The 26317-nt window shown below is 73.2% G+C and carries 21 protein-coding genes; 16 read left to right on the forward strand and 5 right to left on the reverse strand.

Annotated elements, in window-relative coordinates; translation table 11 throughout:
- Positions 1 to 8: 8 nt before the first annotated feature.
- From KF823_05300 to bla, 3 genes are all read left to right on the forward strand, one after another.
- Positions 9 to 2252: an FdhF/YdeP family oxidoreductase gene (locus tag KF823_05300; GenBank protein MBX3725314.1), complete on the forward strand. Its 2244-nt coding sequence runs from the start codon at positions 9 to 11 to the stop codon at positions 2250 to 2252.
- Positions 2249 to 3070, forward strand: coding sequence for a formate dehydrogenase accessory sulfurtransferase FdhD (gene fdhD, locus KF823_05305; protein ID MBX3725315.1), 822 nt, complete (start codon positions 2249 to 2251; stop codon positions 3068 to 3070). The genes KF823_05300 and fdhD overlap by 4 nt, the downstream gene beginning before the upstream one ends.
- Positions 3071 to 3169: 99 nt before the next feature.
- Positions 3170 to 4069, forward strand: a complete 900-nt coding sequence (gene bla, locus KF823_05310; GenBank protein ID MBX3725316.1) for a subclass B3 metallo-beta-lactamase — start codon at positions 3170 to 3172, stop codon at positions 4067 to 4069.
- A gap of 181 nt (positions 4070 to 4250) precedes the next feature.
- Here bla and KF823_05315 read toward each other — a convergent pair whose 3' ends face one another.
- From KF823_05315 to KF823_05330, 4 genes are all read right to left on the reverse strand, one after another.
- Entirely contained in the window at positions 4251 to 6947 is a 2697-nt protein-coding gene (locus KF823_05315) for a protein kinase (GenBank protein MBX3725317.1), read from the reverse strand.
- A gap of 97 nt (positions 6948 to 7044) precedes the next feature.
- On the reverse strand, positions 7045 to 8829 hold the full coding sequence (locus tag KF823_05320) for a hypothetical protein (protein ID MBX3725318.1): 1785 nt from the start codon (positions 8827 to 8829) through the stop codon (positions 7045 to 7047).
- Between the two features lie 126 nt (positions 8830 to 8955).
- Entirely contained in the window at positions 8956 to 9480 is a 525-nt protein-coding gene (locus tag KF823_05325; GenBank protein MBX3725319.1) for a sigma-70 family RNA polymerase sigma factor, read from the reverse strand.
- 100 nt (positions 9481 to 9580) lie between these two features.
- On the reverse strand, positions 9581 to 10177 hold the full coding sequence (locus KF823_05330) for a hypothetical protein (GenBank protein ID MBX3725320.1): 597 nt from the start codon (positions 10175 to 10177) through the stop codon (positions 9581 to 9583).
- Between the two features lie 303 nt (positions 10178 to 10480).
- Here KF823_05330 and KF823_05335 point away from each other — a divergent pair, with 303 nt between their 5' ends.
- The 4 genes from KF823_05335 to KF823_05350 all read left to right on the forward strand — a co-directional run bounded on the left by KF823_05335 (position 10481) and on the right by KF823_05350 (position 15874).
- Positions 10481 to 11845 carry an amidohydrolase family protein gene (locus KF823_05335; protein ID MBX3725321.1) on the forward strand — a complete coding sequence of 455 codons (1365 nt, stop codon included), beginning with the start codon at positions 10481 to 10483 and terminating at the stop codon, positions 11843 to 11845.
- Positions 11845 to 12531: an SOS response-associated peptidase gene (locus tag KF823_05340; protein MBX3725322.1), complete on the forward strand. Its 687-nt coding sequence runs from the start codon at positions 11845 to 11847 to the stop codon at positions 12529 to 12531. Before KF823_05335 ends, KF823_05340 begins: the two co-directional genes overlap by 1 nt.
- Before the next feature lie 134 nt (positions 12532 to 12665).
- On the forward strand, positions 12666 to 13220 hold the full coding sequence (locus tag KF823_05345; GenBank protein MBX3725323.1) for a sigma-70 family RNA polymerase sigma factor: 555 nt from the start codon (positions 12666 to 12668) through the stop codon (positions 13218 to 13220).
- Entirely contained in the window at positions 13217 to 15874 is a 2658-nt protein-coding gene (locus KF823_05350; protein ID MBX3725324.1) for a serine/threonine protein kinase, read from the forward strand. Before KF823_05345 ends, KF823_05350 begins: the two co-directional genes overlap by 4 nt.
- Positions 15875 to 15907: 33 nt before the next feature.
- Here KF823_05350 and KF823_05355 read toward each other — a convergent pair whose 3' ends face one another.
- The gene (locus KF823_05355) at positions 15908 to 16720 is read right to left on the reverse strand and encodes a helix-turn-helix transcriptional regulator (protein MBX3725325.1); all 813 of its coding nucleotides are present in this window, start codon (positions 16718 to 16720) and stop codon (positions 15908 to 15910) included.
- 352 nt (positions 16721 to 17072) lie between these two features.
- Here KF823_05355 and KF823_05360 point away from each other — a divergent pair, with 352 nt between their 5' ends.
- From KF823_05360 to KF823_05400, 9 genes are all read left to right on the forward strand, one after another.
- Complete coding sequence (locus KF823_05360; GenBank protein ID MBX3725326.1) at positions 17073 to 17546, forward strand: roadblock/LC7 domain-containing protein; 474 nt, start codon at positions 17073 to 17075, stop codon at positions 17544 to 17546.
- 60 nt (positions 17547 to 17606) lie between these two features.
- Positions 17607 to 17966 carry a roadblock/LC7 domain-containing protein gene (locus KF823_05365; protein ID MBX3725327.1) on the forward strand — a complete coding sequence of 120 codons (360 nt, stop codon included), beginning with the start codon at positions 17607 to 17609 and terminating at the stop codon, positions 17964 to 17966.
- A 19-nt stretch (positions 17967 to 17985) separates the two neighbouring features.
- The gene (locus KF823_05370; GenBank protein MBX3725328.1) at positions 17986 to 18972 is read left to right on the forward strand and encodes a hypothetical protein; all 987 of its coding nucleotides are present in this window, start codon (positions 17986 to 17988) and stop codon (positions 18970 to 18972) included.
- Positions 18969 to 19517 (forward strand): ATP/GTP-binding protein, encoded by a 549-nt coding sequence (locus KF823_05375; GenBank protein ID MBX3725329.1) that lies wholly within the window; start codon positions 18969 to 18971, stop codon positions 19515 to 19517. Before KF823_05370 ends, KF823_05375 begins: the two co-directional genes overlap by 4 nt.
- Positions 19504 to 20451, forward strand: a complete 948-nt coding sequence (locus KF823_05380; protein ID MBX3725330.1) for a hypothetical protein — start codon at positions 19504 to 19506, stop codon at positions 20449 to 20451. The genes KF823_05375 and KF823_05380 overlap by 14 nt, the downstream gene beginning before the upstream one ends.
- Positions 20448 to 21335 carry a hypothetical protein gene (locus KF823_05385; GenBank protein ID MBX3725331.1) on the forward strand — a complete coding sequence of 296 codons (888 nt, stop codon included), beginning with the start codon at positions 20448 to 20450 and terminating at the stop codon, positions 21333 to 21335. Before KF823_05380 ends, KF823_05385 begins: the two co-directional genes overlap by 4 nt.
- A gap of 170 nt (positions 21336 to 21505) precedes the next feature.
- Complete coding sequence (locus tag KF823_05390; protein ID MBX3725332.1) at positions 21506 to 22756, forward strand: HlyD family efflux transporter periplasmic adaptor subunit; 1251 nt, start codon at positions 21506 to 21508, stop codon at positions 22754 to 22756.
- A gap of 201 nt (positions 22757 to 22957) precedes the next feature.
- Positions 22958 to 23806: an ABC transporter ATP-binding protein gene (locus KF823_05395; protein ID MBX3725333.1), complete on the forward strand. Its 849-nt coding sequence runs from the start codon at positions 22958 to 22960 to the stop codon at positions 23804 to 23806.
- A 47-nt stretch (positions 23807 to 23853) separates the two neighbouring features.
- Complete coding sequence (locus tag KF823_05400; GenBank protein ID MBX3725334.1) at positions 23854 to 26289, forward strand: ABC transporter permease; 2436 nt, start codon at positions 23854 to 23856, stop codon at positions 26287 to 26289.
- Positions 26290 to 26317: the final 28 nt, after the last annotated feature.

The raw sequence follows: 26317 nt of genomic DNA on the forward strand, positions 1-26317 counted from the left end.
ATCGGGCCATGACCGACCCGCACCGCCCCTACGACAAGGCCGCCGGCGGCCTCGACGCGCTGCGCAGTTCGCTGAAGGCGCTGCGCGAGCAGGGCATCGTCGGCAAGGGCGCGCGCACCCTGGCGCGGGTCAACCAGCCCGAAGGCTTCGACTGCCCGGGCTGCGCCTGGCCGGACCGCAATCCGCATTCCAGTTTCGAGTTCTGCGAGAACGGGGTGAAGGCGGTTGCGGCCGAGGCCACCGCGCGCCGTGCCGACCCGGATTTCTTCGCCCGGCACCCGCTGGCCGAGCTCGCCGGCTGGGACGATTTCGCCCTGGAGGCGGTCGGGCGGCTGACCCATCCGATGGCCTGGGATGCGGCCAGCGACCGCTACCTGCCGGTGTCCTGGCAACAGGCCTTCGAGACCATCGCCGGCGTCCTGCGCGACCTCGACCACCCCGACCAGGCGGCCTTCTACACCTCCGGGCGCACCTCCAACGAGGCCGCCTTCCTGTACCAGCTGTTCGTCCGCGAGTTCGGCACCAACAACCTGCCGGACTGCTCGAACATGTGCCACGAGCCGACCAGCCTGGCCCTGCCCGAGGTGATCGGGGTCGGCAAGGGCACGGTGACCCTGGCCGACTTCGAACGCGCCGATGCGATCTTCATCTTCGGCCAGAACCCCGGCAGCAACCATCCGCGCATGCTCGGCGAGCTGCGCCAGGCGGCGCGTCGCGGCTGCCGCATCGTCGTGTTCAATCCCTTGCGCGAGCGCGGCCTGGAACGCTTCGCCGACCCCAAGCATCCGGTCGAGCTGGTCACCGGCCGCGGCACCCGGCTGGCCTCGCACTACTACACGGTGCGGGTCGGCGGCGATCTCGCCGCGATCACCGGACTGGCGCGCGCGGTGCTCGAGGCCGGCGCCATCGACCAGGCGTTCATCGCCGCGCACTGCGCGGGCTTCGACGTCTTCCGCGACGCCGTGCTGGCGACGCCCTGGCCGGACATCGAGGCCGGCAGCGGCCTGTCGCGCGCGCAGCTCGAGGAGGCCGCCGGCGTCTACATCGACAGCCCGGCGACGATCGCCTGCTGGGGCATGGGCCTGACCCAGCACCCGCGCGCGGTCGCCACCATCCAGATGCTGGCCGCCCTGCTGCTGCTGCGCGGCAACATCGGCCGGCCCGGGGCCGGGGCCTGCCCGGTGCGCGGCCATTCCAACGTCCAGGGCGACCGCACCATGGGCATCTGGGAGCGGCCGCCGGCGGCCTTCCTGGACCGGCTCGGCGCCGAGTTCGGCTTCCAGCCGCCGCGCGCGCCGGGCCTGGACACGGTCGGCACCATCGAGGCCATGCACGCCGGCCGGGTCCGGGCCTTCATCGCGATGGGCGGCAACTTCGCGGCCGCCACGCCCGACAGCGAGTTCACCCACGCGGCGCTGCGCCGCTGCGCGCTGACCGTGCACGTCGCCACCCGCCTGAACCGCTCGCACCTGGTGCACGGCGAGGCGGCCCTGTTGCTGCCCTGCCTGGGCCGCACCGAACTGGACCGCGTCGCCGGCCGCCGCCAGGCGGTCAGCGTCGAGGACTCGATGAGCATGGTGCACCTGTCCTCGGGCATGAACGCACCGGCCTCGCCGCACCTGCTCTCCGAGCCGGCGATCGTCGCCGGCATCGCGCGCGCCACCCTGCCCGGCAGCGCCACGCCCTGGCAGGCGCTGGCCGACGACTACGACGCGCTGCGCGCGCGCATCGCCCGGGTGGTCGAGGGCTTCGAGGACTTCAATGCCCGGGTGCGGGTGCCGGGCGGCTTCCATCTGCGCAACCCGGCGCGCGAGCGCGAGTGGCGCACGCCGGGGGGTCGCGCGCGCTTCATCCACCATGCCCTGCGGGGCGAGGGCGCCGCGGACTCCGGCGACCTGCTGACCCTGACCACCGTACGCAGCCACGACCAGTACAACACCACGGTGTACGGCTTCGACGACCGCTACCGCGGCATCCACGGCGAGCGCCGGGTGCTGTTCATCGGCGGTGCCGACCTCGCGCGCCTGGGACTGGCGGCCGGGCAGCGCGTCGACATCGTCTCGGTGTGGCACGACGGCGAGCGGCGGGTGAGCGGTTTCCGCCTGGTCGAGTACGACATCCCGGCCGGCTGCGTGGCCGCCTACTATCCGGAGACCAACCCGCTGGTGCCGCTGTCGCACCACGCGCAGGGCGCGCGGACGCCGGCCAGCAAGGCGATCCCGGTGCGCCTGGAAGCGCGGCCGGCGCCATGAGCGAAGCGGCGGTGCAGCCCGGGCTGGATCGCCTGCCGGGCGAGCGCCATGAGGCCGGTGCATGCATGGCGGTGCTGGACGAGGTCGCCGTCGAGGTGCCAGTGGTGCTGGTCTACAACGGCCACGACCATGCCGTGCTGATGGCCAGCCCGGGCGACCTGGCCGACTTCGCGCTCGGCCATTCGCTGGCCGAGGGCATCGTCGCCGCGCCCGGCGAGCTGGACCTGGTCGATATCCGTGCCAGCGCAGCCGGCATCGCCGTGCAGATGGCGATCCCGCCGGCGCGCTTCCATGCCCTGGCCGGACGCAACCGCGCGCTGACCGCGCCGGTCGGCTGCGGGCTGTGCGGTGCCGCCTCGCTGGCCGCGGCGATCCGGCCGACGCCGGCCCTGCCGCCCGGCCCGGTGCCGAGTGCTGCCGAGGTCGCCGCCGCGTTTGCCGCGTTGCCGGCCCTGCAGGTGCTCAACGCCCGTTGTGGCGGTCTGCATGCCGCCGCCGTGGTGCACGCAGGCGGCCTGCTGGTGCGCGAGGACGTCGGTCGCCACAACGCCCTGGACAAGGTCATCGGCGCCCGGGCCCGCGCCGGCCTGGACGGCGGCTTCGCCCTGGTCACCTCGCGGGCCTCGCACGAGCTGGTCCACAAAACCGCCAGCGCCGGTCTGTCGGCGCTGGCGGCGATCTCGGCGCCGACCACGCTTGCGGTGCGCCTGGCACGGGAAGCCGGGCTGGCGCTGTTCGCCTTCGCCCGCGGCGGCGCGGTCACCGTCTACAGCCCGGGCGGGGGTGTCGGCACGGCGGATGCGGCAGGCGTTGCCTGAGATGTCGTCGGCGCCTGCCCGCAATGCGCCACTTGCCGCCCGCGGCCTGCCCGGACGGGGCCCCAGGCTGCCGATCCCAGCCCTGACCTGACCACACCCATGGCCCGATTGCCCGCTCTTGCCGCCCTGACCGTCGCAACGCTCGCCCTCGTCGCCGGCACCGCACGGGCGGCTTCGCCGGCGCCGCCTGCGCCGGATGCCCCGATGGACTGTCGCGCCTGTGCGGCCTGGAACGCACCGCAGGCGCCGTTCCGCATCCATGGCGACACCTGGTACGTCGGCCCGCGCGGGCTGAGCGTGCTGCTGATCGACACCGGCGCCGGCCTGGTCCTGCTCGACGGCGCCCTGCCGCAGTCGGCGCCGCAGGTGCTGGACAACCTGCGCAGCCTGGGCTTCGACCCCGCGCAGGTGCGCTGGGTCGTCAATTCCCACGCCCACTTCGACCACGCCGGCGGCATCGCCGCCCTGGCCGCGGCGACCGGCGCGCGGGTCGCCGCCAGCCCCCAGGGCGCCCGTGCGCTGGCGCTGGGCGACGCTCTGTCGGGCGATCCGCAGGCCGATCCCACGGGCGGCTCGATGCGCTTCCCGGCGGTGGCCGGCGCGCACGGCCTGGCCGACGGCGAGTCGATCCGGCTCGGCCGGCTGCGACTCACCGCCCACCACACGCCCGGCCACACGCCCGGCGGCACCACCTGGAGCTGGCGCAGCTGCGAGGGCGCGCATTGCCTGGACCTGGTCTATGCCGACAGCCTGACCGCGGTGTCGGCGCCGGACTTCCGCTTCGGTGCCGACCCGCGCGCGCTGGCCGCCTTCCGCGCCAGCATCGACAAGGTCGCCGGCCTGCCCTGCGACCTGCTGGTCACCGCCCATCCGGAGGCCTCCGACCTGTTCGGCCGCCAGACCGCCGGCACCCTGGCCGATGCCTCGTCCTGCCAGCGCCTGGGCGAGCGCTCGCGCCGGGCGCTCGACGACCGCCTGCAACGCGAGGCGGGCGACTGACGACCGGAATGGCGTCGCGGTCCGGCCACGACCCTGCGCGAGGCCCGACGCTGGTCAGGCCTCCCGGAAGGACAAGCGAACAGTTCGCGTTCCGAATCCCGAATCCGGAACCTGGAACCCAGAACGCCTTGGTCCTTGCTCCCCCGGTCCCCGGTCCCCAGCCACTGGGCGACGCCAGTCCTCAACGCCCGACGCAGGCGTGCGCGCAGGTACAGGCGGCCTGCAGCCAGGGGTCGGACGCGGCGCCGGGCGGGTCGCAGCGGGTCGCGGCCGCGCCGGGATCGGCGAGCACCTGCAGGGCGCGCACCCAGGGGTGCGCTTCGCCCAAGGCGCTGGCGGCATCGGTCGCAGCGTCGGCGGCCAGCGCGCGAGCCTCGGCGGTCGCGCCGGCTTCGGCCACCGCGAGCGCCAGCACCAGGCGGGGCAGGGTGAGTCCGGGTGTCCGGTCCTGCGCCAGGCGGTCGAGGGTCGCTCGGACGGCGTGCAGGGCGGTGGGGTCGGCGCAGTCCGCCCGGGCGCGCTGGCAGGCCAGGGCCGACAGCGCCTCCACCAGGACCGCGGCCGCGCGGTCGGCAGCGCCATCGAACACGCCACGCAGTCCCTGCAGGCGCTCCAGGGCCGCCGCCGGTCGCTGCTCGTGCAGGTCGATCTCGGCGCGCAGACGTTCTACGCGGGCGCGGTTGCGGCGATGCGCCACCGGGTCGGGGAGGCGTGCCCAGGCGGACGAGAGGTGATCGGCCGCCTCGCTCAGTGCGCCCCGGCCGAGCAGTCGCAGGCCTTCGAAGCTCAGCGAGTCGCCATGGCCTGGCGAGTCCACGCCGGCCATGCCGGCACTGAGCGCCAGCATGCGCCCGCAACTGTCCGAGGCCTCCGGCAGGGCGAGCTGGATGTCGACCAGGCACAGCTTCTGCAGGTTGACCAGGTGCAGGCCGCGCGGCTGCCCGGGCACCCGCTGCAGCCCGTCGTCGACCTGCGCCAGGAGGGGCCGGGCCGATCGCGACTCGCCGGCCTGGACCAGGGCCCAGCCCCAGTTGGACAGGGTGTTGAGCACGTCGTAGCTGCCCGGGTCGCGGTGCCGCAGGTCGATGGCATGCGCGCGTTCGTAGGCGTCGGCGGCGTCGCGGTGGCGACCGACGCCGACCAGGGCATAGCCGAGGTTGTTCCAGCCGGCCGCGGTGCTTTTTCCGGCGACCCCATGGCGGCGGATGCGCGCGGCCAGGGCCTGCTCCTTGTGGGCCAGGGCCGCCTCGCGATCGTCGCGCTCCATCGCCAGAACGCCGAGATCGTCCAGCACGTCGATCCAGGCGGGGTCGTCCGGGTCGCCGCCGCGCAGCCGCTCGGCCGCCTCGTTCAACAGGCTTTCGGCCGGAGCCAGATGTCCGGTCGCCAGGTGCAGCCGCGCCTGGCGCGCCAGCGCGGCGATCGCCAGCGGATGGCGGGGCTCGAGATGGATCCGGGCCTGGTCGTGGGCCTGCTCGCCCAGGGCCAGCGCCTGGGCACGGTCGCCGAGATTGCCGGAGAGCCGGGAGAACAGCAGCAGCAGATCGACCCTCTCCGCCGGCCCCAGGTCGTCGACCTGCGACAGGCGGGCCAGGCCGGCGGCGACCAGCTCGGGCAGGGCCGGCATGCGACCCAGGGAGACGCCCTCGCGCACCGGTTCGAACAGCTGCTCGAGGAAGTCGCGCACGGTGTTCGCACGCGTCGCCTCCCGGCCGGCCAGCAGGGCTTGGCGGGAGGCCTGGTCGGCCTGCCGCAGGGCCACCACCAGCGTGCCGAGCAGCGCCACGGTCAGGCCGAGGATCACCGTGAAGGCCAGCCGGTGGCGACCGGCCACGCGCACCGCGCGCCGCCAGGACGGCGCCGGCAGGCTGCGCGGCAGACGCCCGTCCAGGCAGTCGGCGACGTCGTCGGCCAGCCTGCCGGCGGCCTCGTGGCGCAGGCCGGGCTGGGCACGGGTCGCCCTGGCGACCACGCGTTCCAGGTCCGCCCTCACGCTGGCCGGTGCCGCTGTCCCCTCGAGCAGGGCGGCCAGCAGCAGGCCCAGGGCATAGACGTCGCCAGCCACCGAGGCCGGCGCGCCGGCCAGCCGTTCCGGTGAAGCCCATGCCGGTGTCGCGCGCGCCGGCAGGCGCGCCTCCTCGCCATGCTCGTCGTCGCCGATCACCCGGGCGATGCCGAAGTCCAGCACCTTGGGATCGCCGGCGCGGGTCACCAGCACGTTGCCCGGCTTCAGGTCGCCATGCACGACCAGGGCGGCATGGGCCGCCTGCACGGCCCGCGCGATGCGCACGAACAGCGCCAGGCGCGCCCGCCAGTCCAGGCCCGCGGCATGCGCCAGCAGGGGCACGCCATCGACATGTTCGATCACCAGGTAGGGCGTGCCGTCGGTGTCGACGCCGCCGTCGATCAGCCGCGCGATGTCCGGATGCTGGAGGCGGGCCAGGATGCGCCGCTCGCGCCGGAACAGGTGCTGCTCGACCGGGTCGCTGATGTCGCGATGCAGCAGCTTGACCGCCACCCGCTGGTCGAAGTCGGCGTCGCAACGCCGGGCCAGGTGGACGCTGGCCATGCCGCCGCGTCCGAGCAGGCCGAGCAGTTCGAAGGCGCCGACCCGCCGGCCGACCATCGCCTCGGACGCCGCGCGCTCGCCGGGGGCCGGGCCGGTGGCCGCGTCGCCGCCGTCGTCGTCGAGTGCCCAGGCATGCAGACGGCCGGTGTCGTCGAGCAGCGGATCGGCGCGCAGGTCGGCGGCCGCGAGGTCCGCCAGCCGGGCACGCATCAACGGGTCGGCGACCTCCCGGGCCAGCCAGCGGGCACGCGCATCGGGCGGCACGGCCAGCATCCGGTCGAACAGCGCGCGGAGTCGTCGGGTATCCATGGCGTGTCGCCCCCGTCGCGATCACCGGACCGGGCGCAGCGTAGCCCGGATCGCCTGCTTCCGGCGCGGCGCCCGGCGGCCGGGTCCAGGCGCCGGGTCACTGGAAGCCATTGCGGAACAGGGTGTCGTCGGTGAGTTCGTAGGCGCCCAGGTCCTGGGGGCCGCCGGTGTCGACGATCCAGGGCAGATCGATCACCCGCGGCCTGCGGTCGCGCGTGGAGTTGGCCGGTTGCGCGGGCGCCGCGTCCAGCGCTGGCGAGTCCTGGCGCAGCCGGAAATCCGCGCCGGCCGCGTCCAGGAAGCGGGGGTCGGCTACCCGGTGGCTCGGCGACGGCGGCAGGCCGGCCTGCGGGTGCAGCAGCAGGTGCTCGAAGCAGGCGGCGGTCGTCGCTCCCGCGGTCACGTTCAGCACCTGGCGGCCGGGCTGCCAGACGATGCTGCGGTACAGGTGGCTGCCGTCGTAGTTGATCAGGTTGCATATGCCACGGCCGCGAAGCACGGCCTCGCCGGTCGCGACCTGATTGCTGGCCAGGGTGCTGGCCGAGACCACCACCGAATTGAACTCGCCCGGCGCATGCAGCAGCGGGCCCTGGCTGGTGTTGCCATCGATCACGCCACCGTCGATGGCGAACTGCCCGAAATCATGGCTGAAGTAGACCAGCGAGGCGCCGGTGTTGCCCCGCAGCCGCGTGCCGCGCAGGGTGGCGCCGACCCGTGGCCACTGCCATTGCTCGCCGTAGATGCGAATCGCGGCGCCGGGACGGGGCGTGCCGTCGGCGGCCTCCGCCCGGTTGCCGACCAGCAGGTTGCAGGATTCGGCGTTGGCGCAGGTGTTGGCGCCGGCCGGTGCGCCCAGGGTGGTGCCCTGCAGCAGCAGGTGGGTACCGCTGCCGCTGCCGCGGCTGTCGTGGAGGGACACCGCACCGCCGCTGCCCCGGGCGATGTTGTTCTCGATGCGGATGTCGTAGGCCGCGGCCTGGGCGCCGCCGGCCAGCGAAAGCGCGCCGCCGTCGCGGCCGGCGGTGTTGCCGGAAAGCCGGGTCGGCTGCTGCGGATCCACGGTGACGACATCCGCGCGGGCCTGAGGGCCGGACAGGTGCAGGCCGCCGCCGGAACCGGTCGCCGTGTTCACCGCCAGGACGGCGCCGAGCTGGCCGGTGCTGGCCAGGTGCAGGTGGCAATCGACCGCATGCAGGCCGCCGCCATTGCCGCTGCTGGAGTTCAGCCACAGCCGCGACTGCCCGAACAGGCGGATCGTCGATTGCCGGCAGTCGATGCCGCCGCCGTTGCCGGCGGTGGCCGAGTTGCTGGCGACCTGGCTGTCGCCGTGCAGCTCGAGCAGCACGCTGGCCGGCGTCGCCGTCGCGCTGTTGAATACCCGGATACCACCGCCGAAGCCGGCCTGGTTGCCGCGGACCCAGGTGTCGATCAGGAGCACGCCGGCATGCGGGCCGCCGGCGATGTCGATGCCACCGCCGCCGCGGTTGCCGGGCAACTGGGCCTGGCGGATGTCCAACCCGCGCAGCACCACGGCGGCGGTGCTGCTGCCCAGGATCGAGATCACCGGCGCCTGGCCGCCCAGCAGTGCCGTCCGCGCACCGGGTGCCGGGTCGTCGTCGAGGCAGCCCTCGCCGCCGCCGACCAGGATCAGCGGGCCACCCGGGTTGGCGATAACCAGGGCCTGGCCGGTCAGCGACTGCTGGCGGTGTACCAGCACCGTGTCGGTCCCCGGGTTGGCCACGGCGGCATCGATGGCGGCCTGCACGGTCGCATGGCTGCAGCCGGGTCCGGTGCCGACCCGGTAGACGGCGGCACCGGCCGGCCCGGTGCCGGGCAGGGTGGCGACAAGCACCAGGACGAGTGCGGGCAGGAGGTGGCGCATGGTCGGGCTCCGCTGCGGGTTCAGCGGGTCAGACGCCGTCGGTGGCGCCGATGGGACACGGTTAGGGCGTCCTGTCCTCCCGCGGTGCGGTCGCCGCGGGGCAGGGCGGCCAGGGTTGCCCCGCGATCAGTCCAGGGCCGCCAGCAGCCAGGCGCGGGCGAATCGCCAGTCGCGATGGATGGTGCGGCGGTCGCGTGCCAGCAGGCGGGCGATGTCGGCGAACGCCAGGCCGGCGAAGAAGTGCAGTTCGACCACTTCGGCCGCGCGCGGTTGCTGGTCGCGCAGGGTCGCCAGCGCCTGGTCGAGCTCGATCAGCCGGCCGGCCCAGGCATCGCCGGCGGCGTTCGCCTCCAGCCCCGGCCCGAGCTCGACCTGGCGCAGATCGCCCCCATGGCGGGCCCGACCGCGGCGGCGGGCACGATCCAGCAGCAGGTGGCGCATGGCGCGGGCTGCATAGGCGAAAAAATCGCGCGGCTCCAGGGCTTCGGGTCGATCCCGGAACTCCAGGTAGACCTCGTGGACCAGGCCGGTGGTATCCAGCGTCGCGCCGTCGATGCGGCGCCGCTGCTGGTGGGCCAGGGCATGCAGGCGCGCGTACACGGCCTGGAACTGGGCATCGACGTCCTGCGCGCGGCCGGCATCCCCACTCATCCCCGGTACCCCGTCGGGGCCGGCGGTGAACCGGCCCGGTCGCGGCAGTGTAGTCGCGCACGGCCCGGGTTCGCCCGCCGGTGTGCGCTCCGGCTGCTGCTCAGGGTGGGAGCTCGAAGCCGGCAAGCAGCAGGCCGTCCTGGGCGACCGACACCCGGTCGAGGTGGCCGAACACCGGTCCGTCCAGCCCGTCCCGCTCTGCCCGCCCGGTCACTGCCACGGAGGCGCCCGCGGGAAGTTCGCCCGCGAACGCCAGCGTCTGCGACAGCGGAATCCAGGCGCCGCTCAAGGTGGTCGTCAGGGGCACGATCGCCACCGCGCCGCCCGAGCAGTCCGGGCTGTGCCGGTGCACGTTGAGGGTGGCGGTGATCCGGGCGGAGGGCTGGCCGCCAGGAAGCAGACCACGCATCGAGAACACCAGAACGTGGGTGGGCCGCGTCAGGGTCGCGCATTGGTGGATCAGCAGCGGCGGCGGAACGCCCGGTCCGGTGGCGGGGTCGGTGAGGCGCGCCGAGCCCGATGCGGGGTCGTTGTCGGCATCCAGGGGCGACCAGGTCACACCGGGTGCCAGCCAGCCGGAGAGGTCGGTGTCGAAGCCGCCGTTGACGAGCAGTTCTCCGGCGCGCAGCGGAGTGGCTGCGGCCAGACCGGCGGCGAGGGCGAGGCAGAGCAGTGCGGTGTGGGTCCGGTCGATCATGGCTTCGGGCTCGGGGCTGTTGCCGCCACAGACGCCGGCAGCGGGGCGAATGGGACATCGGCCCTGGCCGCCGGTCGGACCAGGGCCCTGTGGGGGCGGCGCCGGCGGGGCGGAAGTCCGGCCCCCGCGCGGCGAAGCGAAGGCGCGCCGCCTCCGCAGCGCCGCGCAGCCTGCAGGGGCGCCACCGACGGGCGATCCCGCATCGCCTGCCGGACCAGGCACGCGCCGCGTGGTCCGCGCCGCAGCGTGACAGCGCCCGCCGCCCCGGGCAGGCTGGCAGGCCCGGTCCCGTGGAGCTGTGCCATGACCCTCGTCCGCCTCCTCGCCCTGATTGCCGGCGTGTTGACCGCCGGCCTCGCCGCCGCCGCCGAGGTCACCGTGTTCCGCGGCGTCGACGTGCTGCCGATGGATCGCGACACCGTGCTGCGCGACCAGACCGTGGTGGTGCGCGGCGAGGTCATCGAGGCGGTCGGTCCGCGCCGGCGGGTCGAGGTGCCCGAAGGCGCCCGCGTGGTGGAGGGCCGCGGTCTGTGGCTGATGCCTGGCCTCGCCGAGGCGCACGGCCACCTGCAGCCGCTCGACCACCCCGACCTGCAGCCCACCCTCGACCTGTTCCTGGCCCATGGCGTGACCACCGTGCGCGGCCTGCTCGGCGAAACCGGGCAACTGGTGCTGCGCCAGCAGTTGCTGGACGGCGAGCGCGACGGCCCGCGCGTCGTGCTGGCCGGGCCTTCGCTCAACGGCAACAGCGTCACCGACTCGGAACAGGCCGCCGCGTTCGTCGAGGAGATCCACCAGGCCGGCTTCGACCTGCTCAAGATCCACCCCGGCCTGGACATCCCGCGCTTCGACGCGGTGATGGCCGCGGCGCGTGCGCACGGCATGCCGGTGGTCGGCCACGTGCCCGAGGCGGTCGGGCTGATGCATGCGCTGGACCGCCGCATGGCCGGCATCGAGCACATGGACGACTACGTACGCGCCCTGGTCCCGGACGACCACCGGGCGCGCACCGCCAGTCCCGGATTCTTTGGACTGCTGGCCGTCGAGGCCGCCGATCCGGACCGGATTCCGGTGCTGGTGGAAGCCACCCGTGCCGCAGGCACCGCGATCTCGCCGACCGAGACCCTGATGCGCTGGATGCTGGGCGACGAGGACGTCGATGGCCTGCTGGCGCGGCCGGAGATGGCCTATGTGCCCGGGGAAGTGCAGGCGCGCTGGCGCACCCAGCGCGGCCAGATCCAGTCCGGTCCGGGCTTCAGCCGGGCGCGCGCCGACCGCTTCCTGGAACTGCGCCGGCAGCTGCTGAAGGCCCTGCACGACGGCGGTGTGCCGATCGTGCTGGGTTCGGACGCGCCGCAGTGGTTCAACGTGCCCGGCGTCTCGGCCCACCGCGAACTGGCGCTGATGGTCGAGGCGGGCCTGACGCCCTGGCAGGCCCTGCGCACCGGCACGGTCGCGGCGGCCGCCCACCTGGGCGCGGCCGGCGAACGCGGCGCAGTGGTCGCCGGGCAGGCCGCCGACCTGGTCCTGCTTGATGCCGACCCGCGCCGGCGGATCGGTCGGGTCGACCACATCCGCGGCGTGATGGTGGCCGGCCGCTGGCACGACCGCGCCGACCTGGACGCCCGTCTGGCGGCGCTGCGCGCGCGGGCCGCGGCGATGCCCTGATGTGCGGGCGCTACAGCCGGGCGGTCGGCTGGGATCAGGTCCGGGCGTTCTCGCAGCCGCTGGCGATCGCCGCGCCCGAGACGGACCCCGAGCCGGCCTGGAACATCGCGCCCACGCAGTCGTCCTGGGTCCTGGTCGCCGGACCGGCCGGCACCGGTGCCGTCGCCAGGCAGATGCGCTGGGGCCTGGTGCCGGCCTGGACGAAGGCGATCGGCACCGGCTACAGCACCATCAATGCGCGCGTCGAGACCGCCGCGGTCAAGCCCGCCTATCGCGGACCGTGGCGTCACCGCCGCTGCCTGGTGCCGGCCTCGGGCTGGTACGAGTGGCCGCGGCCGAAACGGCCGGTGTACATCCGTCCGGACGGGAGCCCTGTGGCGCTGTTCGCGGGCCTGTGGGACCACTGGCCGGGCACCCCGGAGCAGCCCGGTCTGGACAGCTTCAGCATCGTCACCACGGAGGCGCAGGGACCGCTGCGCGCCGTGCACGACCGCATGCCGCTGCTGCTTTCGCCGCCGGTGCTGACTGACTGGCTGCACGCCGACGGCGAGGCGGCGGCCGCCATCGCCGCCGCCGCGCAACCGCCGGTGCTGGCCTGGCATGCGGTGGCGCCTGCGGTCGGCAACGTCCGTGCCCAGGGCGCGGGCCTGATCGCGCCGGTGCCCGACGACCCAGCCGCGCCTTGAATGCCGGCAGCGCGTCGCCAGCGTGGCGGCGAAGGCTGCGGCCGGCGCGACGGCGGACCGCCAGGGGCGGCGCGGTTTATCCGGCGACGCGAGCCGGGCTAGACTGCCGGCGGCCGAAAAGGTGAAAACTGGCGATGGCTGACACAGGCAACCTCACGGTGCTGATGCGGGCCTGGCAGGCTGGCGATGCGCAGGCGCGCGAGCGCCTCAATGCAGCGGTCTACGACGAGCTGCGCCTGATGGCGCGGCGGCGTCTGTCCGGCGAGCGCGGTGGCCATACGCTGCAGCCGACCGCGCTGGTCCACGAGGCCTGGCTGCGCATGGCCGACGGCGACGCCGACTGGCGCGACCGCGCGCATTTCTTCGCCACCGCGGCCCTGCACATGCGTTCGGTGCTGGTCGACCATGCGCGCGCGCGCCTGGCCGACAAACGCGGCGGCGGCGCGCTGCGCGTGACCCTGGACGATGGTCTGGCGAGCAGCGATCCGGACGCCGACTTCCTGGCGCTCGACCAGGCGCTGGCCGAGCTGGAATCGGAGGACGAGCGCACCGCCAAGGTGATCGAGCTGACCTATTTCGCCGGCCTCAAGCGCGACGAGATCGCGCACGTGCTCGAGGTGTCGGTGCCGACCGTGGACCGCGCGCTGCGCTTCGGCCGCGCCTGGCTGCGCCAGGCGCTGGCGGCGTGAGCAGGATCGCGCGCCTGCAGGCGCTGTTCCACCAGGCGGCCGACCTCGATCCGGCAGCGCGTGCCGCCTTCCTGGACCAGGTCGGCGCCGACCAGCCGGAACTGCGTGCCGAACTCGAGGCATTGCTGGCGAGCGACCAGGACGACGACGGCGCCACCCTGGCGGCGCGGGTGGTGCCGGTTGCCGAGGCGCTGGTCGCCGGCGTCGGCCATGGCGCACCCGGCCAGCAGGTCGGCGGCTACCGCCTGCTGCGCGAGATCGGCAGCGGTGGCATGGGCACGGTGTTCCTGGCCGAGCGCGACGACCGGGAGTTCCGCCACCAGGTGGCCATCAAGCTGGTCCGCGGCTTTCCCACCTCCGAGGTGCTGGAGCGCTTCCGGCGCGAGCGCGAGCTGCTGGCGACGCTGCGTCATCCCAACATCGCCCGGCTGTTCGATGGCGGCACCACGACGGCCGGCCAGCCCTGGCTGGCCATGGAGTATGTCGAGGGTGAGCCGCTGGATGCCTGGATCGCGCGTCACCATCCGCCGTTGCGGGAGCGCCTGCGCCTGTTCCAGGCGCTGTGCTCGGCGGTCCAGCATGCCCACCAGCAGCTGATCGTGCATCGCGACCTGAAACCGGCCAACGTGCTGGTGCGTGCCGACGGCTCGCCGGTGCTGCTCGACTTCGGCATCGGCAAGCTGCTCGACGGCGGTGCCGAGGCCGCCGAGCAGACCCGCCTGCAGGCGATGACCCCCGCCTACGCCAGCCCGGAACAGCTGCGCGGCGAGCCGGCCACCACCCTCAGCGATGTGTTCGGCCTGGGCCTGGTGCTGTTCGAACTGCTCGCCGGCGTGCCCCTGCGCAAGCAGCAGGGCGACACCACCCGGCTGGCGCCCAGCCGGGTGGCCGCCACCGGCCAGGACTGGCTGCGCGCCGATGCCCGGCTGCTGCGCGGCGACCTCGACAACATCGTCCGCAAGGCCCTTCGCGAGGAGCCGCAGCGCCGTTACGCCTCGGCAGCGGCGATGGCCGCCGACATCGAGGCCTGGTTCGCCGGGCGGCCGGTCAGCGCGGCGCCGGACGCCTGGCACTACCGCATGCGCAAGTTCGTTGCCCGGCATCCGTTCGCGGTCGGTGCCACCCTCGCCAGCATCGTCCTGCTGGCGGCGTTGTCGGTGCAGCTCGCGCTGCAGCGCGACCGTGCCCTGGCCGCGCAGGCGCAGGCGCGCGCCGAGGCCGAGGGCGCAAACCAGGCGGCCGGGTTCCTGGTCGACCTGTTCAAGCTGGCCGCGCCGGAGACCACGCGTGGCGACGCCCTGACCGTGCGCGACCTGGTCGGCCAGGCACGCGACCAGCTCGAGACCCGCGATTTCCCGCGGCCGGAGGTCAAGGCACGGCTGCAGGTGGCGCTGGGCGACATCAACACCAGCCTGGGCCTGCCCGGGCCCAGCATCGAGCTGCTCGAGGCCGCGGTGGCGAACGCCAGGGCCGCCGATGGCCGGGGCGACCCCCGTGTCCTGGTCGCTGCGCTCCGCCACCTGGCCCGGGCCTACGAGATGGCCGGTCGCGACGGCGAAGCGGTGCCGCTCGCCCAGGAGGCGCTCGATCGTGGGCGCGTCGTGTTCGCCGAGGGCGATCCGGAGCTGGGCCATGTCCTGCAGATCCTGGGCGTCGCGCTGGAAGGCACCGGCGATCCGGCCGCTGCCGCGCTCCGCTTCGAGGAGGCACGCGCGCTGTTCGCCGCGGCAGGGGACAGCCACCGGGCGGAACTGGCCGCGGCGCTGCACAACCTCGGCTGGCTGGAGAGCCGCCATGGCGATCCGGGGCGGGCGACGGAGATCCTGGAGCAGTCGCTGGCGATCAAGCGGGAGGTGAACACCCTGGTGCATCCCTCGACCTTCAACACCCTGCAGGTGCTGGCCTCCAGTGCGGCGCGCGCCGGCGACCACGCGGCCGCCGCGCAGCGCCTGACCGAGCTGCTGGCCGCGCAGCGGCAACTGCTGGGCGAGCCCTCGGTGCGCGTCGCGCAGACCCTCAACGAACTCGCCTCCGCGCATCAGGACGGCGGCGATTTCGCGACCGCCGAAGCGCACTACCGGGAGGCGCTGGCGCAGCGGCAGGCGCTGGCGCCGGACGGCAGCGTCGACGAGGCGGTGGTGCTCAACAACCTGGCCAGCCTGCTCGAGGATGGCGGCCGCCTGCCGGAAGCCGAGCAGATGTCCCGGCGCGCCCTGGCCATGCGCATCGCCCATGGCGCCCAGCCGCTGGCGATCGCCCGCAACCAGCACAACCTGGCGCGCATCCTTTTCGCCAGCGGCCGGCCGGCCGCCGCGCGCCAGTACGCACAGGCCGCGGCACAGGTGCGCGCGACCCTGCCCGACACCCATGGGGAGCGCCTGGACACGGAGGTCCTGCTGGCCCGCCTGGACCTGGCCGGGGGCGCCACGGAGGCGGCGGTCCAGCGCATCGCCGCGTTGTCCGACGTGACACTGCCGGCACTGGGCCGGGTCCGTCTGGACCAGGCGCTCGCGGAGCTCGCCCATGCACGTGGCGACCGCGACGCAGCGCGCAGCTTCTGGGACCGGGCCGAGCACGGCCTTGCCGCCCTGCTGCCGCCCGGCCACCCGCGCCTGGCCAGTCTGGCGCGGGCGCGCACCGCCGCCGGTTACTGACCGGCGCCGTGGCCCGGCGTGGCGCCGGGCCGCTCAGGCCAGCCGGGTCTGGCCGGAACGCCGCAACAGCCGCGGCGTCACCCCGAAACGTTGCCTGAAGCGCGCCGAAAAGCGCGATGCGCAGTGATAGCCGACCTCCGCGGCGATCCGCCCGAACGGCTGGTCGGTACCGGTGACCAGTTCGAGCGCGCGGTTCATGCGGGCATCCTCGAGGATCGACCGAAAGCGCTGCCCCCCCTCGGCCAGTCGGCGACGCAGGGTCTGCGAGGACATCCCGAGCCGGCTGGCGATCTGCTCCGCGGTCTGGAAGCGAAAGGGGTCTGACAGCACCAGGGTCGCCACCTGGTCGCGCAGCGACAGGTCCCGGTCCGGGGGGGAGGGCAGCTCGACGCCGTCGATCGCCAGCTGCAGGAGGACGGCCAGCCCGTATTGTTCGATCAGCCAGGCGTGCAGCCCGGAATGCGCGCCCAGCACCAGGCACCGCCAGGCCGCCCGAAGATGCGGCGACTGCCCGACGATGGTGATCTCGGGCAGCATCCGTCGGGCGACCGGCGAGCTCAGCGCGGAGATCAGTCCCTGCGCCCGCTGGTGCATTCCGTCATCGACCATCAGCTGGTCCAGGCGTACGCCCCGGGCGCCGGGCTGAACGGTGACGTCGAAGACCAGGTCGCCGGGCACCAGGGCGAACTCCCCGGCCTGGGCCTCGACCGTGCCACGGGAGTGGCGAAGCTGCATGCGGCCGGATTCGACGTGGAGCACGGCCAGGCAGGGCAGGGCCAGCCGCTCGCCGCTCAGGCGACGCTCGCTGACGAGTTGCCGGAATCCTGGCGAGGGCGCGGCGAGCATTCTGGCATCCACAGGGGTCAATGCTCCTCGGGCGCGGGACTATCGACGAGGCGGGGATCCTCGGCGCGGTGGCGCCTGATCCAGGACCCGTCGGAGCATCCCTTGCCAAGCGGTGCAGACGACCACGCCCGCGGCCAGGACCCCGGCCCGCGCTGTGATGATGCCCCCGGATGTGGCACAAAAGTTTGCACAGTCTGGGCGATCCTGCTCAATGCGCCACCGTATCCGCACAATTCGCTCACGTACTGCTGCGTAAATTAGCGGCATACGATCCAAACGATGTGAAAAATTTTTGATGCGTGCCGGGACCGCTGCTGGCGGTACAGGCCGCACTTGTCGAAAGGTCCCGCCGATGCCAACCCGATCCACCGCCGACGTCGCCGCAGGGCGACGGCTGCTCGCTGCGCCCGATTTCCGTGGTCGATGCGAGAAGCGGCTAAACCACGCGCTGTCCGGGCAGTCCGATATCGACCTGCTGTGCCTGGCCTCGGTCGACGGCCGGGCCATCGCCTGCGTGCAGCGTACGGGCGCCAATCCGGCCCGTGTCGCGGCGATGACGGCCACCTTGATGAGCGTCAGCGAATCCCTGTCCAGGGAACTCGACGGCAGCGGCGTCGAGCATGCGCTGCTCTCGCTGCGGCACGGCGTGGTGGTCAGCCGCAGGTTGGGCGACCGGACCGGCATCTTCACGCTTTCCGCGCTGGGGCGCGGCACCACCAACCTGGCGCTCGCCCTGCGTTTCACCCTTGATCTGGCCGACAGTCTCGCGGCCGACATCGAGGCACTGATCGCGATGCCCGCCGGCATCCAGGTCAGCCCGGCCTGAGCCGGGGACCCCTACCGAGGCTGCATATCCAATCATTCCACGCTCAAGGAGCACGCAAACATGTCGTCCAAAGTGAGTCTCGAATCGCTGCGCAGCATCGATGGTTATGTCGCCTCGGCCCTGGTCGATTGCGAGAGCGGCATGCTGATGGCCGGCGACGGCAGCGGCGTCAATCTGGAAGTCGCGGCCGCCGGCAACACCGAGGTGGTCAAGGCCAAGCGCAAGGTCGCCAACGCCCTGAAGCTCAACGACACCATCGAGGACATCCTGATCACGCTGACCAAGCAGTACCACCTGATCCGGCCACTGGAATCCAACCAGAAGCTGATGCTGTATCTCGTGATCGATCGCGCGCGCGCCAACCTGGCGATGGCCCGGCACGAGCTGAAGACGTTCGAGAAGGACCTCAATTTCGCCTGATCCCCGGGAGATCGCCGGCATGGAAATCAAGGTGGCGCTCCCGGAGCTCCGGGAAGATTTGGCCCGCCGGGTGCGTATCGCCTGCAATCTCCAGGCCGGTTTCGGTCACCGGGTGAAGTACGTGCCCGTGGCCGACCGGGATTGCCAGATCCTGTTCGTCGAGTCGGCCGCGGCCGGCGCGGCCGACAGGATCCGGCAGGCCGTGTCGAGCGGCGTCACGGTGGTCGTTTTCGGGGTCGTCGACCTTCCCGGCCAGGCCGGGATCGTCGTTGCGGATGACCGCTCGATCGCCGAACTGGCGTCCGACATCCAGGCGGCGATCGCGCTTCGACGCGAGCGCCCCGTGGCCGCCGCCAACGGCCACGCCGGTGGCGATGCAGTCGGCAACCGCGGGCGGCTGGGGCCAGGGCAACTGCTGGAACGGCTGGCCGGACCGGACCTGGCGGGATCGGGCAATCTCAAGGTGACGGCCGGGTCTGTGGTACTGCTGATCCGTCGCGGCACCTCGCGCGTGCTCGGCCGTTCCCACAGCGACATCATGGCCGGCGCCGAACGTCTGGCCCAGGAAGGCGGGCAGATTGAGGCGATCGTCGATTTCGACCCGAAGCACTACGCAAGCTGGGCAGCGCGCAGCCTCGACAGTTTCCTGGTCCGCCTGGCCAAGGCCGCGCCCGGATTGCCGCCGGCGCGCGAGGACCTCAGCTTCCGGCTCGACGACTGGCCGGACCTCGCCGAATCCGGCGACCAGGTGGCGATCCACGTCGCGGCCCGCCTGGTTGCCGGCCCGGCGAACATCGCGCAACTGGCCCGCGAGACGGGTGCGGAGCCGGATGCCCTGTCCCGCCTGCTCTGGGCATTCCGGGCCGCCGGCCTGCTGGCCGATGGCGCTGGCACCCGCCCCGGGGCGGGCGCCAGCGTCCAACAACCCATTGTGCGACCGGCCGCCTCCCGGCCCGGTCTGCTGACCCGGATCGCGAGGCGCTTCGGACTGGAGATGGCGCGATGATCCACGATCACGATGTGCCCAAGATCGTCTTCGCCGGTCCGGTCGGAGCCGGCAAGACCACGGCGATCCGCTCGGTGTCGGACATCGCGCCAGTGTCGACCGACGTGCCGATGCTGGAAGAGCCGACCGGGGACAAGACCACCACGACGGTGGCGCTGGACTTCAGCACCGTCGAGCTGGATGACGGAACCCTGCTGCACCTGTTCGGCATGCCGGGACAGGACCATTTCGAGTTCATGCGCGCGATCGTGCTCGAGGGGGCGCTGGGTGTCGTTCTGGTGCTGGACGGCTCAGGAGCCGGCGTGGCCGAGGACTGCCGGCGCTGGGTGGCGTCGTTGCGGGACCATGCGCCGGACGTGCCGGGCGTGGTCGGCATCACCCATACCGACCAGGCGCCGGACTTCGACCTGTCGCGGATCCGGGCCGTGCTGCGCGAACTCGGCGCGACGCTGCCGGTACAGACTTTCGACGCGCGCGAGTCTGGGGAGACCACCCAGGTGTTGCGTGCCCTGGTGGCGATGGCCCTGGTCGATGTCGGCAGCTGAATCGGCGGCCCTGCGGCTGGACGCCTTCGCGACGTCCGGCCTGCGGCTGGACCGCCGACTGGAGGAGATGCTCGCCGACCATCCCTCGCACTGCACGGAGCGGCGCGGTTGCGGGTTCACCCAGGCGACCCGCCACCTGGCCGAGGCGATCAACCGGCCGCGGGACCCCCTGGATCCCGCCGACCTGCTGCTGATCGCCCGGCTGCCGGCCGAACGGCTCAGACAGCTGGCGCACCAGGCCCAGGCGCGCGGCTGGCCGGCCGGCTGGCGTGACCTCGAAAAGGCGCCGGGACACCTCCTGGCCGAGCTGTCCGAACCGCTGCTGGTGGACGCGCTGGCTCGGCTCGGCGGCCATCTCGCGTCGCTGTCGGGCGGAGCGGACCTGCCGGAGATCCGGCTGCTGGCGGCCCTGATGCGGGCCGTGCTCGCAGGGCCGGATGGCTGCCCCGACGACCTCCCGCCGATGCCCGAGAAGCCGGCCATCGGCAGCTGTTCGCAGGCCGAGGAGTTCTTCCTGGAGATCGCCCACGGCAAGATCCGACGCGGCGGCAGCGTCCGTGTCCATGTCGGCCGCGAGGGCGCCCCGGTCCTGCTGGAAAAGATGGGACTGGGCGAATCGCACTCGGCGATCTCGATGGTGCCCCTGCGATTGAACGGGGTGTCGCTGCCGGCGGGCAGCCTGTTCGCGCTGGCGCCGACCGGCGACCCGGCGGTAGCGGCAGCCGGCCAGACGGTGTGCCTGGTGCCGCCCGGGGGAATCGCCGCGGCCCGCTTCCTGCGCCTGTCGACCCTGGTGGTCGCACCCCGGGACCGGTCCCGGGTGTTCACCCGCCAGTTCCAGCACCAGTTGCACAGCCGCTTCCTGTCGCCGGCCTCGACCACGCTCGCGGACCTCGAGGCATTCTGCAGCCGGGCACTCCGGCCACCGCCATGACGCATGCCATCCCGGGTTTCTTCGCCCAGGCCTATGCGCCGGCCACCGTGCCCAGCCTGGCGCGCCTGGCGGTTGCCGCGGCGCGCATGCGGCGGCTCGGCCTGGTGGCGTTCCAGGAACCTGCGCCGCTGCCGCCGGAACTGCTCCGCGGCCTGCATGCCGATCACTACATCGACGCCTTCCTGACCGGCAGCGAGCCGCTGGCCTCGAGTCAGGGCCTGCCCTGGAGTCCGGCGATGCGCGACGCGACGCTGGCGATGCTGGGCGGCCAGCTGGCGGCTGCGCAGCATGCCCTGCGCCACGGCATCGCCCTGAACCTTGCCAGGGGTTTCCACCATGCGGTTCCCGAACGCGGCTCCGGCTACTGTCCGGTCAACGGCCTGGCGCTGGTCGCCCACGCCATGCCCGAGCGGCGAATCTTCGTGATCGACTGCGACGAGCATGGCGGCGACGGCACCGAGGAGTTCGCGGCGCTGCTGCCCAACCTGTACGCGGCGACCGTGTTCGGAACCCGGTTCGGCTGCCGGGGCGGCGAGCGCGCCTGGGCCTGGGAGGCCAAGGTCTGGCGCGACGGCTTCCAGACCTACGAGCGGGCACTGGCCGGTGTCTTCGAATGCATCGACCAGGTCCGGCCCGACCTGGTGCTCTACCAGGCCGGCGTTGACTGCCATGCCAACGATCCCAAGGGGCGGTCCGGCCTGAGCACCGCCCAGTTGTTCCGGCGGGACCTGTTCGTGTTCAGTGCCCTGGCGGAACGCGCGCTGCCGGTGGTGTTCGTGGTGGCGGGGGGCTACCAGGACCCGGTACGGGTCGCCCGGCTCAACTGCAATACCGTGCGCGCTGCGAGAAGGGCGCGACAGATCGCCCGCGCCGGCGTCGACTGAGCGGATGCGGCGGGCCGGCACGGCCGGTCCGCGCGGGCGGACCGTCCAGATCCGGACACCGACGTCCGCCGACAGCGCGCGCACGGCCCGGGGCGCCCCGGGGCAACCAGGCAAGTGACTGATCCGGAAAGGTGCAGGGGCGTTGGCACGGGGCCTGCTTCAAGTCCGCCATGGACATCCAGCGAAACGACCTCAAGCTGCGCAAGCGCCGACGCCAGATCGCCGCGACCGTCGGTGCCGTGCTGGCTGTGGCCGGACTGGCGCTGGTGGTAGCGCGCCTGGAGCCGGCCGCACCCCGTGTCGACCGCGGCACGGTGTGGACCGACATCGTCAAGCGCGGCGAGATGCTGCGCGAAGTGCGCGGCCCCGGCACCCTGGTGCCGAAGGCGATCCGCTGGATCGCCGCCGAGACCGATGGCCGGGTCGAGCGCATCGTGGTGAAGCCGGGCGCCGTGGTCGAGCCGGACACGGTGATCCTGGAACTCTCCAACCCGGTGCTCGACGACCAGCTCGCCGCCGCGCAGTCGGAGCTGGTTTCCGCGCAGGCCAGCTACGTCGCCCGCGAGACCGAGCTGGAAAGCCAGGTGCTGGACCAGCGTGCGCGTCTGGCCGGCTTCGAGGCCGAGCACGAGGGCGCCCGTCTGCAGGCCGAGGCCGAGCAGGAATTGTCCGAGCGCGGCATCATCTCGACCATCCAGTACCGGCGCAGCCGGCTCAGCGCCGACAGCCTGAAGGTGCGCGTCGACATGGAGCGCGAGCGCCTGGACAACAGCCGACGCAACATCGCCAAGCAGCTCGAGGCCGAGCGCGCCCGCATCGACCAGCTGGCCCGCACCCGCGACCTGCGCCAACGCCAGGCCGACGCCCTGCAGGTGCGCGCCGGCATCGCCGGCGTGCTGCAGCAGGTGCCGGTGCAGGAGGGCCAGCAGGTGATCGCCGGCGGCAACCTGGCGCGGGTTGCGCGCCCCGACGAGCTGATGGCCGAACTGCGCATCGCCGAGACCCAGGCCAAGGACATCGTGCTTGGCCAGCCGGTGCGGGTCGACACCCGCAACGGCATCGTCGCCGGCCAGGTGCTGCGCATCGATCCGGCGGTGCAGAACGGCACCGTGCAGGTCGACGTCGAGCTGACCGGGGCCTTGCCGGCCGGTGCCCGCCCCGACCTGTCGGTGGACGGCACCATCGAGATCGAACGCCTTCCCGACGTCCTGCACGTCGGCCGTCCCGCCTTCGGCCAGCCGGGTGGCCAGACCACCCTGTTCCGCCTCAACGGCGACGGCAGCGCACTGCGCGTCCCGGTGCGCCTGGGCCGCGCCTCGGTGAACCTGGTCGAGGTGGAACAGGGCCTGGCAGAGGGCGATGTCGTGATTCTTTCCGACACCTCGGCGTGGGACCAGCATGATCGGATACGGGTGGATTGAGGACCGGGGACCGGGGACCGGGGCAAGAGCAGGAGCAGGAGCAGTACCGAGCGACCGGGGTTCGTCCGGACAGTCAGGAACGTTGTGATGACCAACCAGAACCCGAACACGGACCAGGGCACGGCGAGCCGCGCGGTGTACCGGTCCCCGGTCCCCGATGCCATTGGGATGCGGAATCGACCAGACAGCAGGAGTGATGCGATGAACAATCAGAATTCGAGCGCGGGCCGAGGCGTGCCGGACCTCGCGGGCTTGCAGGCCCCGGTCCCCGGTCCCCGGTCCCCGGTCCCCGCTGCCGCCAACCAGCCCCTGATCAAGCTCGAAGGCATCACCAAGGTGTTCCTGACCGACGAGGTCGAGACCCATGCTTTGTCGGGGGTGCACTTCGACATCCGCCGCGGCGAATACGTGTCGATCTCCGGACCGTCCGGCTGCGGCAAGTCGACCCTGCTGTCGATCCTGGGCCTGCTCGACACGCCCAGCGAGGGCAGCTACCTGCTCAACGGCCGGCAGGTCGAGGACATCGGCGCCGGCGAGCGCGCCCGCATCCGCAACAAGGAGATCGGCTTCATCTTCCAGGCCTTCAACCTGATCGGCGACCTCACCGTGTTCGAGAACGTCGAGCTGCCGCTGACCTACCGGGACGGCATGGCCAAGGCCGAACGCCGCACCCGCGTGCAGGAGGCGCTGGAACGCGTCGGCATGGCGCACCGGCTGCGCCACTATCCGGCCCAGCTCTCCGGCGGCCAGCAGCAGCGCGTCGCGGTCGCCCGCGCCCTGGTCGGCCAACCATCGATCCTGCTCGCCGACGAGCCGACCGGCAACCTCGATTCCAAGAACGGCGAGGCGGTGATGACCCTGCTCGACGAGCTGCATCGCGCCGGCGCCACCATCTGCATGGTCACCCACGATCCCCGTTACGCCGAGTTCGCGCAGCGCAAGATCTTCATGTTCGACGGCCGCGTGGTCGACGAGGAGACCATGCACCGGCTGCGCACCGAGGAGGATGCCCGGCTGTTCCGGCGCAACGAGCCGGAACCGGTCGCCTGAGACCGCGCGGCGATCCCGACCCCCACAAGACCGACCGGTACCTGGCCATGCCCGAAGCCCTGATCCGAGACCTGCGGCTGGCCGCTCGCGCCCTGCTCGCCGCTCCCGCCTTCCTGGCCATCGCGGTGCTCACCCTGGCCCTGGGCATCGGCAGCGTCGCCGCGGTGTACAGCGTCGTGCACGGCACCCTCATGCACCCGCTGCCCTATCCCGACGCCGGCCAGATCGTGCGCATGCCGCGCGTGCAGGGCGCCTATGGTGGCCCGGTTTCCCAGCCGGCCTTCGAGGACTGGCGTGCAGGCACCGGCGAGGCCTTCGCCGAACTCGCGGCCTTCGCCGAATCGCCGGTCAACCTGGCCGGCGCGGGCGAGGTCGAGAGGGTCAGCGCCTATCGGGTGACGCCCGGCTTCTGGGCGGTCATGGCCCTCCCGCCGGCCGCGGGCCGCTACTTCGACGAGGCGGACGAGAACGCCGGCGAGCGGGTGGCGGTGCTCAGCCACGCGCTCTGGCAACGCCGTTACGGGAGCGATCCGCAGCTCATCGGCCGCGACATCCAGGTCAACGGCCAGGCGCACCGCGTGGTCGGTATCGCCCCCCCGGCATTCCGGTATCCGGCCGCCGGTACGCTCTACCTGCCCACCCATCTTCCGGCGGCGACGCCGGACCGCGGCACCAACTACCTGTCGGTGCTCGGGCGGCTGCGCCCGGGGGTGACGCTCGAGCAGGCGGCCGCTGCCCTGGCCACCGTCAATGCCGGGCTCGCGCAGGCGCATCCGGACGAGCACCGCGACCTGTCGGCGCGGCTGGTGCCGCTGCCGGAACTGCTGGTCAGCCAGGTCCGGCAGCCGTTGCTGGTCCTGCTCGGCGCGTCCGCCCTGGTCCTGCTGATCGCCTGCGCCAACCTGGCCAACCTGATGCTGGCGCGCGGCAACAGGCGGCGCCGCGAACTGGCGGTGCGTGCCGCGCTCGGCGCCGACCGGCGGCACCTGCTGCGCGCGGTGCTGGCCGAGGCCGGGTTGATTGCGCTGGGCGGGGTCGGCGCCGGCATGGTGCTGGCCTGGCTGGCGGTGCCCGCGCTGCTCGCCGCTGCCCCCGACCTGTTGCCGCTGCACAGCCGCCCGGGGCTCTCGGGCGGCGCCCTGGCGATCACCGTGGCGGCCGGCGTCGCCACGGTGCTGCTCACCGCGCTCTGGCCGGCCTGGCGCACCGCCTCGCCGGCGCCGGTCGCCGGTCTCGGCGATGAGGGTCGCACCAGCAGCGCCGGGCGCAGTCGGCGCAAGGCCCGGGCCGTGCTGGTCGTCATCGAGGTGGCGTTGTCGCTGGCCCTGCTGGTGGGTGCCGGCCTGCTGATCGAAAGCCTGCGCCAGCTTGCCCGCGTCGACACCGGCATCGACGCCGACGGCGTGCTCACCGCGGCCGTGGTGGTGCCCGGCCGCAGCGACCTGGAATCCGACTTCGTGGGCGCCTATCCCGAGCACACGCGGATGATCGCGCCGCGCCTGGACGCCCTGCGCGAGCGGGTGGCGGCGATTCCCGGCGTGCTCGCCGTGGGCGTCACCGACGCGCTGCCGCTGGCGGGGCGCGACAACGTCAGCTCCAACATCGAGGTGGTCGGCCGGGCCGGCGCCGACGGCGGCGTGGCTGCGGGGGGCGCAAACTGGCGGTTCGTCAGCCCGGGCTACTTCGCGGCGATCGGCCAGCGCGTCGTCGACGGGCGCGACCTGGGTGTTGCCGACCAGCGTCCCGGAGAGTTCCCGACCCATGTCCTGGTCAACCAGGCGTTCGCCCGTCGCTACCTCGATGGCGAGGATGCGGTCGGCCGCGAGATCCGTTTCCTGGGTGGCGCCAAGACCATCGCCGGCGTGGTCTCCGACGTGCGCCAGGCGGGTGCCGCCTACGAGCCGGTGCCCGAGGTCTACATGACGCACGCCAATGCCGTGCAGACCCAGTTCCATCTCGCCCTGAAGGTGGCGGGCGACCCGTCCGCGTTTGCGGAGACGCTGCGCCGCGCCCTGCAGGAGTTCGATCCGGCGATGCCGGTGTTCGAGGTCCGCGCCCTGGCGGAGCTGGGTGGCGACGGCGAGCTCATGCGCCGGTTCAACCTGTACCTGCTCGGCCTGTTCAGCCTGGTCGCCCTGGTGCTCGCGGCCGTCGGCCTGTACGGGGTGGTCAGCCAGATGGTCGCCGAGCGCCGCCACGAGTTCGGCATCCGGCGTTCGCTGGGCGCGGGCGCCACGCGCCTGTTGACCATGGTGCTCGGCCAGGGCCTGGCCCTGGTGGCCGCCGGCCTGGTGTTCGGCAGCCTGGCGGCCCTGGCGCTGGGCCGTCTGCTGGCTTCGCAGTTGTATGGCGTGGCTGCGGCCGAGCCGTTGATGATGCTGTCGGTCGCCGCCCTGCTGACGATGGTGGCGGCGCTGGCCTGCCTGGCGCCCGCCCTGCGCGCCGCACGCGCCGACCCGATGCTCGCCCTGCGCAACAGCTGATCCCACGCGCGAACGTGCAAACGCAACA

Source organism: Lysobacterales bacterium (assembly GCA_019634735.1).
Taxonomy (GTDB): domain Bacteria; phylum Pseudomonadota; class Gammaproteobacteria; order Xanthomonadales; family UBA2363; genus Pseudofulvimonas.

What these genes read in the sequence shown, in the direction of transcription:
- KF823_05400 (MBX3725334.1), top strand. Translation starts at nt 23,854, where the DNA reads ATGCCCGAAGCCCTGATCCGAGACCTGCGGCTGGCCGCTCGCGCCCTG.
- KF823_05300 (MBX3725314.1), top strand. Translation starts at nt 9, where the DNA reads ATGACCGACCCGCACCGCCCCTACGACAAGGCCGCCGGCGGCCTCGAC.
- KF823_05395 (MBX3725333.1), top strand. Translation starts at nt 22,958, where the DNA reads ATGAACAATCAGAATTCGAGCGCGGGCCGAGGCGTGCCGGACCTCGCG.
- KF823_05360 (MBX3725326.1), top strand. Translation starts at nt 17,073, where the DNA reads ATGCCAACCCGATCCACCGCCGACGTCGCCGCAGGGCGACGGCTGCTC.
- KF823_05330 (MBX3725320.1), bottom strand. Translation starts at nt 10,177, where the DNA reads ATGATCGACCGGACCCACACCGCACTGCTCTGCCTCGCCCTCGCCGCC.
- fdhD (MBX3725315.1), top strand. Translation starts at nt 2,249, where the DNA reads ATGAGCGAAGCGGCGGTGCAGCCCGGGCTGGATCGCCTGCCGGGCGAG.
- KF823_05325 (MBX3725319.1), bottom strand. Translation starts at nt 9,480, where the DNA reads ATGAGTGGGGATGCCGGCCGCGCGCAGGACGTCGATGCCCAGTTCCAG.
- KF823_05375 (MBX3725329.1), top strand. Translation starts at nt 18,969, where the DNA reads ATGATCCACGATCACGATGTGCCCAAGATCGTCTTCGCCGGTCCGGTC.
- KF823_05390 (MBX3725332.1), top strand. Translation starts at nt 21,506, where the DNA reads ATGGACATCCAGCGAAACGACCTCAAGCTGCGCAAGCGCCGACGCCAG.
- KF823_05315 (MBX3725317.1), bottom strand. Translation starts at nt 6,947, where the DNA reads ATGGATACCCGACGACTCCGCGCGCTGTTCGACCGGATGCTGGCCGTG.
- bla (MBX3725316.1), top strand. Translation starts at nt 3,170, where the DNA reads ATGGCCCGATTGCCCGCTCTTGCCGCCCTGACCGTCGCAACGCTCGCC.
- KF823_05385 (MBX3725331.1), top strand. Translation starts at nt 20,448, where the DNA reads ATGACGCATGCCATCCCGGGTTTCTTCGCCCAGGCCTATGCGCCGGCC.
- KF823_05345 (MBX3725323.1), top strand. Translation starts at nt 12,666, where the DNA reads ATGGCTGACACAGGCAACCTCACGGTGCTGATGCGGGCCTGGCAGGCT.
- KF823_05380 (MBX3725330.1), top strand. Translation starts at nt 19,504, where the DNA reads ATGTCGGCAGCTGAATCGGCGGCCCTGCGGCTGGACGCCTTCGCGACG.
- KF823_05365 (MBX3725327.1), top strand. Translation starts at nt 17,607, where the DNA reads ATGTCGTCCAAAGTGAGTCTCGAATCGCTGCGCAGCATCGATGGTTAT.
- KF823_05355 (MBX3725325.1), bottom strand. Translation starts at nt 16,720, where the DNA reads ATGCTCGCCGCGCCCTCGCCAGGATTCCGGCAACTCGTCAGCGAGCGT.
- KF823_05320 (MBX3725318.1), bottom strand. Translation starts at nt 8,829, where the DNA reads ATGCGCCACCTCCTGCCCGCACTCGTCCTGGTGCTTGTCGCCACCCTG.
- KF823_05335 (MBX3725321.1), top strand. Translation starts at nt 10,481, where the DNA reads ATGACCCTCGTCCGCCTCCTCGCCCTGATTGCCGGCGTGTTGACCGCC.
- KF823_05340 (MBX3725322.1), top strand. Translation starts at nt 11,845, where the DNA reads ATGTGCGGGCGCTACAGCCGGGCGGTCGGCTGGGATCAGGTCCGGGCG.
- KF823_05370 (MBX3725328.1), top strand. Translation starts at nt 17,986, where the DNA reads ATGGAAATCAAGGTGGCGCTCCCGGAGCTCCGGGAAGATTTGGCCCGC.